Raw genomic sequence first — 14,236 nt, forward strand, 5'->3', positions numbered from 1 at the left:
TCAATGAATATAGACAGAAACGCACCGGTTGGTGTGTTTGATTCCGGTATCGGAGGATTGACCGTAGCCCGGGAAATCATGCGGAATCTTCCCTCGGAAAAAATCGTATATTTCGGAGACACAGCCCGGGTTCCATATGGAAGCAAATCCAAAGAAACGGTTATCCGTTACTCCCGCCAGATCATTCATTTTCTGCAGGAACAGAAGGTGAAGGCCATTGTTGTAGCCTGTAATACAGCCAGTGCTTTTGCTCTGGATGAGGTGAAAGATGAGCTGGATATTCCTATTCTGGGAGTGATCGAGGCCGGTGCCAGAGTGGCAGCCCAGGAAACCAGAAACAAGCGTGTTGGTATCATCGGTACGGTAGGTACCGTAGGAAGCGGCATCCATGCTTCTTATCTGAAAGAACTGGATCCGGAGATTACAGTCATCGGAAAGGCGTGCCCCTTATTTGTACCGCTGGTGGAAGAAGGATGGTATCACGATCCGGTTACAGAGGAAGTAGCCAGAAGATACTTAAAGGAGCTGCAGGATCAGGAGATCGATACGCTGATCCTTGGCTGTACCCATTATCCGCTTCTGCGATCTACGATCCGGAAGATTATGGGTGAGGAGGTCCGCCTTGTAAACCCGGCATATGAAACGGCGCTGGAACTGAAGAAGCTTCTGGCCGGGATGGATCTTGCCAGTGATGAAGCTGCACAGGAAGAATTTCCATACCGCTTTTATGTAAGTGACCTTGCCGAGAAATTCAAGGATTTTGCCAATTCCATTCTTCCATATAATGTAGAAAAGACACAGAAGATCGATATTGAGAAATATTAGGAGAAAAAAATGCAAAAAGAAGTTTTGATCCATGTAAGAGGGCTTCAGATGATGGACTCACAGGGAGACCAGGAGCCGATCGAGATCGTTGTGCCGGGACAGTATTATTTCCGCAACGGTTCCCATTATCTCAGATATGAGGAACTTTTGGATGAAACTGCCGAACCCACAATCAATTACATAAAAATGTCAGAAAAAGGCCTGGAAGTAAGCAAAAAAGGCCTGGTAAATGTCCATATGGTATTTGAACAGGGAAAGAAAAACATGACCTATTATACTACTCCATATGGAACACTTCAGATGGGAATTGCAGCTACAAGCCTGGAGCTTAAAGAAAGCGAAGAGAATCTTCAGATGAAAGCAGATTATGCGCTGGATATGAATGAGGAACATGTGGCAGACTGCTACCTGGCAATTCAGGTGCAGCCAAGAGACTGTAAGGATTTTGTCTTATAATACCAGCATCATAAAAAATAACCGCCGTACATCAGGAAAATCCTGAGAGCACGGCGGTTGTTTTGTATTCGGATTATTTACGGAATCTTGCGAGGAAGCCTTTTTTCTTCTTCTGTGGTGTTTCAAGAGAACCACGGATTCCTTTTACGCCAACGATGTAAAGACCGCTGACTTCAGCTTTGATCTCTTTCTTAACCGGGATCAGATCAAAGACTTTCTCATCTGCAATGAGGATGCTGATCTTCGGACCAACTTTAGCTTTTACGATCGGAAGTTTGGAACGACGCATAAGCTTCGGTGTCTGGTCAATGACCATCTGTGGAAGTCCGGAATCTTTCAGTGGCATCCGCTTTTTATCGATGATCAGCATGGAAACTGTCTGCTTGTTGGCCTGGATCTGAGCCTGCTGTTCGTCCTGTTTTTTCTGAGCCTTCTTTCCGAAGAAGTAGAGTGCGACTAATGCTGCGATCAGAATAACGAGGATGACCAGAAGAACAATGGTAACTGTACTCATTTGAGAATCCCCCTGTATGTATATTTGTTTCGCAATCGGTTACATTACGTACAAAACATTTTAGCATTGTTTTCCCAAAAAGGCAAGATAAAAGAAAAGTGAAAAAGACAGGAGGAATGGTGGAAATTTCAGCGTTTACAAGGTATAATGATTATGCTGTGGTCCACAATATATACCAGATGGATTGCAGAAACAGGGTGATCTTTGTTTATACGTAAGAAACGAAAGAAGACCAGAGATGGAGGAAATTGGTATGGAAGAGAACAGGCCCCGGAGATCCAGACCAGAAATGGGAACTCCGGAGTATGAAGAATGGCGTAAATGTATGCTGGAACGCCGCAGGAAGCGCCTGCAGCGGGAACGCAGAAATCGTCTGATCGCTATAGGAGCAGTAATTTTGCTTGTCGCCGGAGGCATATCCGCCGGTGTGACAGCTTTTAAAGAAAAAAATACAGCAGTCTCTCAGCAGAAAAAAAGCGCATCTGCTACAAAAGAATCAAACAAAACAGAAAATCAGAAAAATTCGCAGGATGAAAGTTCCAAGCAGAACGTTCTGACAGAAGCTGCCGCATCAGAAGAAACCGTATCCGGTGATACTCTTGCAAAGGCAGATTTTCTGGCACAGCAGTATAATTATGATAAGGCAATAGATCTTCTGAAAAACGATCCGGATTACGGTTCCAGCCAGAAGATGCAGAATGCAGTAAAAAAATATGAAGAAACAAAAGCAACATGTACGGCATGGCCACTTGAAGAAGTGACGCATGTCTTTTATCATATTCTGATAAAAGATACATCCAAAGCTTTTGACGGAGATTATAAAGAAGCAGATTATAATCAGGTTATGACTACCATTGATGAGTTTAATAAGATTACGCAGACCATGTACGATAAGGGCTATGTCATGGTAAGCATTAAAGACATGGCAAAGGTGGATGAAAACGGCAATATCACAGAAGGAGAAATTCTTCTCCCACCGGGGAAAACACCGTTTGTCCTTTCGCAGGATGATGTATGTTATTATCATTATATGGATGGAGATGGTTTTGCCACAAAACTGATTGTGGATGAAGAGGGGAAAATCCGCAACGAATATGTGGAAGATGATGGCAGCGTATCAGTAGGAGATTACGATATGGTACCATTGATTGACCGTTTTGTGGAGCAGCATCCGGATTTTTCCTACCGGGGAGCCAAGGGAATCGTGGCACTTACCGGGTACAATGGAATTCTGGGATACCGTACAGACGAAAGTTATGAAACACGTCCTGCAGATCTGGATGCAAATAAAGTACAGTGGCTGGACGAACATCCGGATTTCAGTCTGGAGGAAGAACGGGCAGCCGCAAAAAAAGTTGCTGATGCTATGAAGGCAGAAGGCTGGGAATTTGCGAGCCATACCTGGGGACATCAGAATGTAGGACAGATTTCCCTGGAGAAACTGCAGTCCGATACCGAAAAATTCAAAAAAAATGTGGATCCGCTGATTGGGGGAACGGATATCATTATTTTTGCTTTTGGAACAGATCTTACAAATGCAGCAGATTATTCCGGCGATAAATTCGAATATCTGAAGGGACAGGGCTATAATTATTACTGTAATGTAGATTCCAGTCAATATTTTGTACAGATCCGTGACCGCTATTTCCGACAGGGAAGAAGAAATCTGGATGGATATCGTATGTATTATAATCCGGAGCTTCTGGAAGATCTTTTTAACGCAAAAGAAGTTTTTGATTCTGCAAGACCGACACCGGTACCGCCGATGGGATGATCCGCAGATAAAAGATACGAGGGGACTTAAAAGAAAGGGGCTTATTATTTATGAAGAAAAAAATTGCAGGTGTACTGACAACAGTACTTGCAGCGTCACTTCTTGTGGGCGGAAATTCTTCCGTTACCGTTGAGAAGGACAATATGATTGCCCAGTCACAGGACAGTGAAGAAACACAGTCAGATGAGGCAGAAGAGGAGGATACACAGTCTGAAGAAGCAGAAGAAGTGGCCAAAGTAGCAGCAGATCCGGAGGATCAGCCGGCAGCTACCGAGACACCAAAAGAAGAAAAAAAAGCAGAGAAGGAAACCCAGAAACGGGAAGAATCCGAAGACAGTTCCACAAGTACTTCCTCAGACGAAAAAACACTTCTCAAGAAGGCGCAGAAACTGGCACAGCAGTATGACTACACAGGGGCGATTTCTGTTCTTCAGAATAACTGGAAGTTTGCAACCAGTGATAAGATGCAGAAGGCAGTATCGGAATACAGAAAGAAAAGAGATGCCTGTGTGGAATATCCGCTGGAAAATATTACCCATGTGTTCTTTCATTCACTGATTGTAGACACATCCAGAGCTTTTGACGGAGATTCCGATGAAGCGGGATACAATCAGATGATGACAACAGTCAGCGAGTTTAAAAAGATGATTCAGAGTATGTATGAGAAGGGATACGTACTGGTAAGTCCTCATGACATGGCGGTTGTTAATGATGACGGAACTATGAGCAGAGGAAAGATCATGCTTCCGGAAGGCAAGATTCCGTTTGTGCTTTCCGAAGATGATGTCAGCTATTACCATTACATGGATGATGATGGTTTTGCCACAAAGCTGGTAATTGATGACAACGGAGACATCAAGTGTGAATATAAAAAGGCAGACGGAACAGTTGTAACCGGCGATTACGATGTGGTGCCTATTCTGGACTCCTTCATAAAACAGCATCCGGATTTTTCCTATCATGGAAGAAAAGGAATTCTGGCGATGACAGGTTACAACGGAGTTCTGGGATACCGTACCGACGGTGCCTATAAAACCAAGAAAAATCTTCAGGATAACCAGAAGGCTTTTCTTAAAGCCAATCCGGACTTTGACTATGACAAAGAGGTAAAGCAGGCCAAGAAAGTGGCAAAAGCCATGAAAAAAGACGGCTGGGAATTTGCAAGCCATACCTGGGGACACAGAAATGCAACGTCTTCCACTGCGGCTGAACTGAAAACCGATAATAAGAAATGGGAAAAATATGTGGCTCCGATTCTGGGAAAAACGGACATGATTATTTTTGCCTTTGGCGCAGATATTGGTGACTGGGAAGGATATACTTCGGATAATGCCAAGTATGAATATTACAAGAGCCGTGGCTACCGTTATTTCTGTAACGTGGATTCCAGCCAGTATTTTGTACAGATCACAAGTGAATATTTCCGACAGGGAAGAAGAAATCTGGATGGATATCGTATGTATTACAATCCGGATATGCTCAGTGATCTGTTTGATGTATCTGAAGTATGGGATTCTTCCAGGCCGACACCGGTTCCTGAAATGTAAAAAAGTAATTCAGATTTTACAGGGAAACATAAAAAAAGACTATAATAATCCACAGTTGAATATAGAGTTTGAATCGGAATATAAATATCCGTTTTATTTGATGAAGGGAGTAAGATATGAAGAAAAAGACATATCTCGTTATTCTTGCACTGTGTGCAGCTATGGCAATGACAGCCTGTGGCACATCTGCAGGTCAGAAAGAAGAAACAAAATCCACAGCGGAATCACAGGATACAGCTGATGAAAAAGATTCCAAAGCAGCAGATTCCGCAGAATCAGATTCAGATAAAGAAAGTACAGGCACAGTTTCCGGAGATACAAGACTGGTATCTGTGGATGATGTCAGCAAATATGTGACAATCGGACAGTATAAGGGGCTGTCTCTTGATAAAACTGTAGAAGCGGTAACCGATGATATGGTTGACGGAAGAATTAAGGAAGAATTACAGAATAAGGCCGAGGAAGTAACCGAAGGAAGCGTCCAGAACGGTGACGTGGTTACGATCAATTATGTAGGAACCAAAGATGGTGTGGCATTTGATGGAGGAACAGCCAACAATTATGAACTGACCATTGGTTCCGGAACTTTTATTGACGGTTTTGAAGATGGAATTATCGGAATGAAAAAAGGCCAGACAAAAGATCTCGATCTTACATTCCCGGAAGAGTATTCATCTGAAGAGCTGGCAGGACAGGAAGTTGTATTCAAAGTTACCCTGCAGAGCTTCAAACGTGCACCGGAGCTTACCGATGACTGGGCAGCCAAGAATACAGACTGCAAAACAGCAGAAGAATACAGAAAAGAGATCCGCACCACACTGGAGGATGAGGCAAAAACAAGCGCACAGAATACACTCCGTGAGACTGCATGGAATACAGTACTTTCTGCTTCCGAAGTAAAAGAATATCCTCAGGATGATCTGGATACAGCAAAAACAGAATTTAAGACACTGTACGAAAATTACGCAAAACAGGGTGATATGACTCTGGAGGATTTTGTAAAAGCCCAGGGAATTTCCATGGATGATTTTGAGGAACAGAGCAGTCAGTATGCGGAATATAAGGTGAAACAGAACCTGATCGTGCAGGGAATTATGGATGCGGAGAACATGACACTTGAGGATGAAAAATCTCTCAGCATTCAGGATGAACTGATCAAGGCATATAATGTCAAAGATCTGGCAGCGCTGGTAGATAAATATGGACAGGCTGCAGTAGATGAATCCATCGGACTTCTCAGGGTAGAAGATTTTATACTGGATAATGCTACAGTGGAAGAAAAAGTTACTGCCGGTGATACCGAAGGCGTAAACGGAGACGATCCGTCAGAAGACGGAAGCAGCGCCGAGGGAACGGTTGATGAAGAACTGGAAGCAGCAGAAGCCACAGACATGGTTCCTGAAGAGGGAGAAACAGATTCAGCAGAGTAAAGAAATAAGATGCGGGGCCCGGAATTCTTTCCGGGAACCGCTTTTTTCACAGAAATACCAGAGGCGAAAATTAAGAGATTCTTTCGGAAATTCCATTGTATTTGAATACCAAATGAGGTATGATAAAGTTTAGACATTAAAAAGTTATAAGTAATATAAATGGGGATATATAAAATGGACAAAAGAGTTTTGCGCGAAAGAATGCGTAGAAAGCAGCAGCAATTAAGACGGCGGAGGATGATGAAACGTATAACCTGTGTGGTTGCGGCAATTCTTCTGCTGATTTTTGTTGTTCGCGGGGTAATTCTTCCGATTGTCAATCATGCAGGCGGTGGAAGCAGTAAAGATGCAGAGACTGTAAATGTGCAGGCGAATACGGCAGGAACTTCCACGGATAACAGTACAGAAGATGCTTCCGCATCGTCCGATTCCGGATCTTCAGATTCATCCGGAGACAGCAGTTCGGATAACAGCAGCACAGATGCTACGGTGATGCCTGTAAAGGGCACAGCGGCTGCAGATAAGCTTTCGGTTATGACACCGGGATGGCATGAGGATTCCACAGGAAAATGGTATCAGAATCCGGACGGTACATATTATATCAATGGTTTTGCGGAGATTGACGGAACTACATACAGTTTTGATGAGAATGGATATATGCAGACCGGATGGGTTGAGAAAGGCGTGAAGGATTATTACTTCAATGAGGATGGTTCCTACGACCCGACTCAGAAGCGTCCGATGATTGCCCTGACTTTTGATGACGGACCTGGAGAATATACAGAAACACTTCTTGACACAGTTGAGAAATATAACATTCATGTTACTTTCTTTATGCTGGGACAGAATGTTGAGGGACGTGAGTCCACCGTACAGAGAATGGTTCAGCTTGGCTGTGAGATTGGTAACCACACCTGGGATCATCCGTCACAGACTCTTCCGAATATGGATTTGGATTCTGTTGTACAGGAATTCCAGAAAACAGATGACGAGCTGGTGAAAGCCTGCGGACAGGCTGCAACCGTGTGCCGTGCACCGTATGGAGCAATCACAGAAGAACAGATGGCAGCAGTAGGCAAACCGTTTTTCATGTGGTCCACAGACTCCCTGGACTGGAAACTGATGGATGCGGATGCGGATTACAATGAGATCATGAACAGCGATCTGAGTGATGGTTCTATCATTCTGATGCATGATATCCATGAGCCATCTGTAAAATGTGCTACTGAGAAGTTGATTCCGGAACTGGTCAATGAGGGATATAAGCTGGTGACAGTCAGTGAACTTGCAGCAGCTAAAGATGTTACTTTACAGAGTGCTTCCTATTCTGACTTCTGGGACAGCTCCCTTCAGGCTGGACGTGTTGCAGGATATGCGGGAAATTCCAGTGATTCCACAGATTCTTCCGATGGAAGCGAATCTTCTGACAGCACAGATGTCAGCGATGGCTCTTCCGATGGTTCTGATGTCAGTGACGGTTCCGATGATTCCTCTGACGGAAGTGATTATTCCGATGGTTCTTCCGATGATGGAAGCTATGATGACGGTTCCTATGACGATGGTTCCTACGATGATGGAAGTGAAGAATAATTAAGAAGATATTTGGTTAAATAACACCAGAGACCTGAGTGACAAAATGTGCGTCATTCAGGTCTCTTTTTTGACTTTATCTGACACTGTCGGATAATAGACACATATTAGCCGAAGAGGGTTTTTCCTTGACTGAAAATATAGGGATTGGTATAATTATAGAATAAAAAACTCCACTTAAAATTGGGGAATGGACGGTGGCAGAACTATAAAGGGAGGTACCTGAAAATGGGAAAGAAATTACAATTTACGGAGCTTGACCAGTATCTGTTCGGTCAGGGCACGAATTATGATATTTACAGGAAGCTGGGAGCACATCCGGACACGCAGAACCGGAAAAAAGGAGTTTATTTTGCAGTGTGGGCACCTAATGCACAGGCGGTTTCTGTTATAGGTGAATTCAACGAATGGGATGCGGAGAAGAATCCCATGAAAAAAGTTGGACCCATTGGCGTTTATGAGACATTTGTACCGGGAGCGAAGATCGGACAGCTGTATAAATTTTACATTACAGGTGCACATGGTGAGGAGCTTTACAAGGCAGATCCATATGCCAATGCCGCTGAAATGCGTCCCGGAACAGCTTCTCGTATTACAGATATCACCAACTATAAATGGAAAGATGATACCTGGATGAAAAATCGTGAGAACTTTGATCCGGATACAAGCGCCATGTCGATCTATGAGGTACATCCGGGTTCCTGGATGAAGCATCCGCAGACAGCAGAGGATGAGGATGGTTTTTATTCTTACAGAGAACTGGCGCCGAAGCTTGCCCAGTATGTCAAAAAAATGGGATATACCCATGTGGAGCTTATGGGTATCGCAGAGCATCCTTTTGACGGCTCCTGGGGCTATCAGGTAACCGGCTATTATGCACCGACTTCCCGCTACGGAACACCGCAGGATTTCAAATATCTGGTTGATTATCTCCACCGTCAGAAGATCGGTATCATTCTTGACTGGGTACCGGCACATTTTCCGAAGGATGCACATGGACTGGCTAATTTTGACGGAACTGCTGTTTATGAGCATGCAGATCCGAGACAGGGTGAACATCCGGACTGGGGAACTAAGATCTACAATTACGGACGCCCGGAGGTGAAGAACTTCCTGATCGCAAACGCTCTTTACTGGGTAGAGGAATGCCACGTTGATGGTCTTCGTGTAGATGCGGTTGCGTCCATGCTCTACCTGGATTACGGTAAGAAAGACGGTGAGTGGGTTGCTAATAAATACGGCGGAAACAAGAATCTGGAGGCTATTGAATTCTTCAAGCATCTGAATACCGTTGTTCTGGGAAGAAATCATGGAACTGTCATGATCGCAGAGGAATCTACCGCATGGCCGATGGTAACCGGCAAGGCAGAAGACGACGGGCTTGGTTTCTCCCTGAAATGGAATATGGGCTGGATGAACGATTTCCTGGAATATATGAAGCTGGATCCGTATTTCCGTAAATTTAATCATAATAAGATGACATTTTCCATGACTTATGCATACAGTGAGAAGTATGTTCTGGTTCTTTCCCATGATGAGGTAGTACATCTGAAGTGCTCCATGCTGGAAAAGATGCCAGGCGAACTGGATGATAAATTCAAGAACCTGAAAGCTGGTTATACCTTCATGTTTGGACATCCGGGTAAGAAACTTCTGTTCATGGGACAGGATTTTGGACAGCTTCGGGAGTGGAGTGAGGCCAGAGAGCTTGACTGGTATCTTCTTGGAGAGGAGAATCATCAGAAACTGCAGCAGTATGTCAGTGATCTTCTTCACATTTACAGGAAATATCCGGCACTTTATGGTGCGGACAATGATCCTTCTGCATTTGAGTGGATCAATGCCAACGATGGCGACAGAAGTATCTTCAGTTTTGTGAGAAAATCCCCCACAAGACGTAACAACATTCTGGTTGTATGCAACTTCACGCCGGTAGCACGTCCGGATTACCGTGTAGGTGTACCGAAGAAGAAACAGTACAAACTGATTATGAATGAGCAGGGACTTCTTCCGAAAGGCAAGGCATTCAAGGCAGAGAAGAAGAACTGCGACAACCGGGAATTTTCTTTTGCATATCCGCTGGAAGCTTATGGAGTCGGCGTATTTACATACTGATATTCCGGGTTGACAAAAGCTTTTTTGGACAGTATAGTAAGCCATATAAAGGGGAGTAGCTGGCACGTCAGTGTTCATGATGTCGTCAATCTCGATGGGTGAATGCCTGTGTATCGTGATGAAACAGCGAGACTTTTATTGCATGTTTTTTGTGCAATAAAAGTCTCTTTTTTTTACGATTCTGCCCATACTGTTAACAGGGATTTTGCTGAGGATCTGTAAAGGAGGAATGGTATCTGTGAAAACTTATTACAATGAAACGGTAGAAACTGTACGCAGAGATCTGAATGGGGAACAGGATTTTCTGACGAATGAGGAAGTAAAAAGAAGGCAGGAAAAATTCGGATTCAATGAACTTGCGGAAGGTAAGAAAAAAAGTGGTCTGCAGATTTTTCTGGAACAGTATAAAGATTTTCTGGTGCTGATCCTGATTGTTTCGGCGGTGGTTTCCCTGTTCCTGGGTGAAACAGAGAGCGCGGCAGTGATCCTGCTGGTGATTACCATGAATGCGATCCTGGGAACTGTGCAGACCATTAAGGCAGAGAATTCCCTGGAAAGCCTGAAACAGCTGGCGGCGCCAGAGGCAAAAGTGGTAAGGAACGGCAAAGTGGTGCAGATCCCGGGACGGGAGATCACAGTAGGAGATATCGTTCATCTGGAGGCGGGGGATTATATTCCGGCAGATGGACGTGTGCTGGAGAGTGCCAGCCTGAAAACAGATGAGAGCGCACTTACCGGAGAAAGCCTCGGGGTGGATAAGATCAGTGACCCGCTGGAAGGGAAACTGGCCCTGGGGGATCAGAAAAACATGGTATTTTCCGGAAGTTACGTAACTTATGGAAGAGGTGTTTTTCTTGTAACAGACATTGGAATGAACACGGAAGTTGGAAAGATCGCCAGCCTTTTGAAGAATACTTCGGAGAAAAAAACGCCGCTTCAGGTTAATCTGGATCAGTTTGGCAAAAAGCTTTCCATGATGATCCTTCTGCTGTGTGGAGCACTTTTTGTCCTGCAGGTACTGAAAGGCGGAAATGTGGCAGATGCATTCCTGTTTGCAGTGGCGCTGGCTGTAGCGGCGATCCCGGAGGCTTTAAGTTCCATTGTGACTATCGTGCTGGCTTTTGGTACCAGAAAAATGGCAAAGGAAGGTGCGATCATCCGGAAGCTCCAGTCTGTGGAAGGGCTTGGAAGCGTATCGGTGATCTGTTCGGACAAAACGGGAACACTGACGCAGAACCGTATGACTATTGAACACTACTATGTGGACGGACGTGATATCCCTGCAGATGAGATCGATCCGGAAGATCCCCTTCAGGGACAGATGCTCAGGTTCAGTATCCTGTGCAACGATTCCACCAATGTGGAAGGGCAGGAGATCGGAGATCCCACAGAAACGGCAATGATCAATCTCGGGGACAGAGGTTGCAAAAGATGCGGCATCTATGGTTCTGACGGATGATAATTTTGCCACGATCATCAAGGCAGTGGAGAGTGGACGAAATATTTATGAAAATATCAAAAAAGCTATACAGTTTCTTCTTTCCGGAAATTTTGCGGCAATTCTGGTAGTGATTGTGGCTTCTCTGATGAGCTTACCGGTTCCTTTTGCGCCGGTGCATCTGCTGTTTATCAATCTGCTTACGGATAGCCTTCCGGCCATTGCGCTGGGGCTGGAACCTTACCATCATGATGTGATGGGAGAAAAGCCCAGACCCGTAAAGGAATCCATTCTTACAAAAGATTTCCTGACCCGCATTGGAGTGGAAGGTGGTGTGATCGGTGCTGTGGTGCTGGCTGCATTTTTGATTGGATATCGGGATGGAAATAAGGTGCTGGCAGGTACTATGGCGTTTGCGGTGCTGTGCCTGTCAAGATTGCTTCACGGATATAACTGTAAGGCGAAAAAACCGGTGATTTTTACCGGAGAATTTTTTAATAACCATTTTATGCAGGGAGCGTTCCTGGCTGGATTTATACTTCTTACAGTGGTACTTACGGTTCCGGTGCTTCATGATTTTTTTGTAGTGCAGACACTTAAAATGGGAGAGCTTCTGACCGTTTACGGACTGTCAGGATTAAGTATGCTGGTGATTCAGGGACTGAAACAGGTGGTGAAGTTCTGACAAAAAACAGAAAATAAAAAATACCGGGGATCGGAATGTCATTGGAAGATGAGACATTCCGATCTCCGGTGTTTTTATCTGGAATTAATACAACTTATTCTTCGCTGTCATAGTAGGAGTCATCATAGGAATCGTCGTAAGAACTATCATCGTAGGAACCATCGTCATAGCTGCTGTCATCATAAGAATCCGAGCCATCATCGTAGGTGTCATCCGAGGATCCGTCTGTGCTGCCGGAATTATTGTCTGCAGAGTTGAAATTTTCGGAATTAATGTCAATTCCTTTGTCCGCATAATATTTTTCTGCTGTGATAGAATCGGTGTCTTCTACGATATTTCCGGATGCATCAATCATATTCAGATCAGTATCAATGGTTACATCCAGAAGATTGGTTCCTGTGGATGGGGTAACATTCATGGACATGATTTCATTGAATTTCTTTTTCAGGTTGTCGAGAGTGAATACACCGGAACCAATGTACTTCTGAACACCGTTCTGAGATGCCAGTTCCTCCGTGTAGTCAGAAAGCATGTACGGCCCAAATTCTCCGGCATCGCTGTTGTAATGCATAACCAGAGGTTCTACAGTTGGTGTCAGGATCTCGATGGAAGTTTGGCCATCTTTTACCGTTTTCTGGATAGTGAATTTTGCCATTCCGCCAAGGAGCTCTTCCAGTTTCTGCTGGGTGGATACGAAATTTCCCAGAGAGTAGAAAACGACAGCTTCATTGCCATTATCATCGGTAAGGCGGCCGTATGGCTGAAGTACATGTGGGTGACCGCCGATGATGACATTTACACCCTGTTCCATGAGATAGGCTGCCCATTGTTTTTCGTATTCGTTTGGCATAGTTTCGTCTTCGGTGCCCCAGTGTGCTACGAAGATGATGCAGTCAGCCTGCTGTTTGGCTTTCTGGATCATGGTTGTGATCTTGTCCTTGCGGATCATGTCGATCATGTAATCTTTTCCTTCGATTCCGCCTACGTTTGTGCCGTAGGTGTAATCCAGAAATGCGATTTTGATACCGTTTACTTCGCGGATTTTTACGGTGTCAGCATCTTCCTGGGAGTCATGGATTCCGAGAAGTGTGACATCTGGATAATTGGTTTTCCAGAAGTTCAGTGTGTCGGTGAGGAAGCCTTCGCCGAAGTCATCAATGTGGTTGTTGGCGGATTCTACTACGTTGAATCCGGCTTTTACGATGGCGTCTCCTACTTCGGTCGGGGTTGCGAAGGAGGGGTAGGAGCTTACGCTGTCGTGGTCGGTTGTGAAGACGGTTTCCTGGTCGATCATTTTGATGTCTGCGTCTTTGATGGCGTCCTGGATGTGGGTGTAGATTTTGTCGTAGTTCCAGTTGCCGTCAGAGGATGCGCCTGCGTCTATGAGGCTCTGGTGGTAGAGGTTGTCGCCGACTGCGATAACGGAGGCTGTGGTGATTTCTCCGGTAGTGGCAGCTGCTTCTTGTTTTTCTTTTATTGCAGCTGCTTTTTTCTGGGCATCAATGGCTGGTTTGCGGATAAGGCGGTAGTCCAGCTGATTGAAGAAAAGTACCAGGATGGCAAGGACAACGATGGATGCCAGAAGGCTTATGCGGGCGTTGCTGCGTTCGCGGAAGTTTAACGGGATGTTGTCCTTGGGGTTGCGTTTGATGGGACGCCTGGGCTCTTGCAGAGGGGTAGGGGTGGATTCTCTTTTTAAGACTCGTTTGAGGGAGTCGGGGATTTTGATGTTGGGTGAGAATTTCATTTATGGTTTACCTTGTCTTTCTTTGGATTTTGAATGTGATTGGTTTGCGTGGTTGTATTATAGCAGATTTTTTTTTTCGTGGGAAGAGGGTGGTGGGAGGGAACGTACGCCCGTG

General features: G+C 44.8%; 9 protein-coding genes and 1 pseudogene. 8 read left to right on the forward strand and 2 right to left on the reverse strand.

The annotated features are described in order from the left end of the window. Positions 1 to 3: 3 nt before the first annotated feature. A complete protein-coding gene (gene murI, locus GPK88_RS09210) occupies positions 4 to 825 on the forward strand; it encodes a glutamate racemase (RefSeq protein WP_147603129.1) in 822 nt (273 codons plus the stop codon). A gap of 9 nt (positions 826 to 834) precedes the next feature. Then, positions 835 to 1,281 (forward strand): YwiB family protein, encoded by a 447-nt coding sequence (locus GPK88_RS09215; RefSeq protein ID WP_148446243.1) that lies wholly within the window; start codon positions 835 to 837, stop codon positions 1,279 to 1,281. A gap of 73 nt (positions 1,282 to 1,354) precedes the next feature. On the opposite strand, the gene GPK88_RS09220 is transcribed toward GPK88_RS09215, so the two are convergent. Further along, positions 1,355 to 1,795, reverse strand: coding sequence for a hypothetical protein (locus tag GPK88_RS09220; protein ID WP_148446241.1), 441 nt, complete (start codon positions 1,793 to 1,795; stop codon positions 1,355 to 1,357). A 253-nt stretch (positions 1,796 to 2,048) separates the two neighbouring features. Between GPK88_RS09220 and GPK88_RS09225 the strand changes: the two genes are divergently transcribed. From GPK88_RS09225 to GPK88_RS19595, 6 genes and pseudogenes are all read left to right on the forward strand, one after another. Continuing rightward, positions 2,049 to 3,569, forward strand: coding sequence for a polysaccharide deacetylase family protein (locus GPK88_RS09225; protein ID WP_330596839.1), 1,521 nt, complete (start codon positions 2,049 to 2,051; stop codon positions 3,567 to 3,569). 50 nt (positions 3,570 to 3,619) lie between these two features. Continuing rightward, a complete protein-coding gene (locus GPK88_RS09230) occupies positions 3,620 to 5,116 on the forward strand; it encodes a polysaccharide deacetylase family protein (protein ID WP_148446239.1) in 1,497 nt (498 codons plus the stop codon). 116 nt (positions 5,117 to 5,232) lie between these two features. Further along, positions 5,233 to 6,546, forward strand: coding sequence for a trigger factor (tig, locus tag GPK88_RS09235; RefSeq protein ID WP_148446237.1), 1,314 nt, complete (start codon positions 5,233 to 5,235; stop codon positions 6,544 to 6,546). 237 nt (positions 6,547 to 6,783) lie between these two features. Further along, positions 6,784 to 8,136 carry a polysaccharide deacetylase family protein gene (locus GPK88_RS09240; protein WP_330626647.1) on the forward strand — a complete coding sequence of 451 codons (1,353 nt, stop codon included), beginning with the start codon at positions 6,784 to 6,786 and terminating at the stop codon, positions 8,134 to 8,136. Positions 8,137 to 8,364: 228 nt separating this feature from the next. Then, positions 8,365 to 10,251 carry a 1,4-alpha-glucan branching protein GlgB gene (gene glgB, locus GPK88_RS09245; protein WP_215707720.1) on the forward strand — a complete coding sequence of 629 codons (1,887 nt, stop codon included), beginning with the start codon at positions 8,365 to 8,367 and terminating at the stop codon, positions 10,249 to 10,251. A gap of 238 nt (positions 10,252 to 10,489) precedes the next feature. Beyond that, positions 10,490 to 12,374 (forward strand): annotated as a pseudogene (locus GPK88_RS19595) (HAD-IC family P-type ATPase). 94 nt (positions 12,375 to 12,468) lie between these two features. On the opposite strand, the gene GPK88_RS09255 reads toward GPK88_RS19595, so the two are convergent. Further along, the gene (locus GPK88_RS09255) at positions 12,469 to 14,121 is read right to left on the reverse strand and encodes a CapA family protein (RefSeq protein WP_252197727.1); all 1,653 of its coding nucleotides are present in this window, start codon (positions 14,119 to 14,121) and stop codon (positions 12,469 to 12,471) included. Positions 14,122 to 14,236 lie beyond the last annotated feature (115 nt).

Source organism: Blautia sp. MCC269, assembly GCF_018785655.1.
In the GTDB taxonomy this organism is placed as follows: Bacteria; Bacillota; Clostridia; order Lachnospirales; family Lachnospiraceae; genus Blautia_A.

Bases quoted from the DNA above. Each gene is read 5' to 3' on its own strand.
- murI (WP_147603129.1), top strand. From the start codon at position 4: ATGAATATAGACAGAAACGCACCGGTTGGTGTGTTTGATTCCGGTATC.
- GPK88_RS09215 (WP_148446243.1), top strand. From the start codon at position 835: ATGCAAAAAGAAGTTTTGATCCATGTAAGAGGGCTTCAGATGATGGAC.
- GPK88_RS09220 (WP_148446241.1), bottom strand. From the start codon at position 1,795: ATGAGTACAGTTACCATTGTTCTTCTGGTCATCCTCGTTATTCTGATC.
- GPK88_RS09225 (WP_330596839.1), top strand. From the start codon at position 2,049: ATGGAAGAGAACAGGCCCCGGAGATCCAGACCAGAAATGGGAACTCCG.
- GPK88_RS09230 (WP_148446239.1), top strand. From the start codon at position 3,620: ATGAAGAAAAAAATTGCAGGTGTACTGACAACAGTACTTGCAGCGTCA.
- tig (WP_148446237.1), top strand. From the start codon at position 5,233: ATGAAGAAAAAGACATATCTCGTTATTCTTGCACTGTGTGCAGCTATG.
- GPK88_RS09240 (WP_330626647.1), top strand. From the start codon at position 6,784: ATGATGAAACGTATAACCTGTGTGGTTGCGGCAATTCTTCTGCTGATT.
- glgB (WP_215707720.1), top strand. From the start codon at position 8,365: ATGGGAAAGAAATTACAATTTACGGAGCTTGACCAGTATCTGTTCGGT.
- GPK88_RS09255 (WP_252197727.1), bottom strand. From the start codon at position 14,121: ATGAAATTCTCACCCAACATCAAAATCCCCGACTCCCTCAAACGAGTC.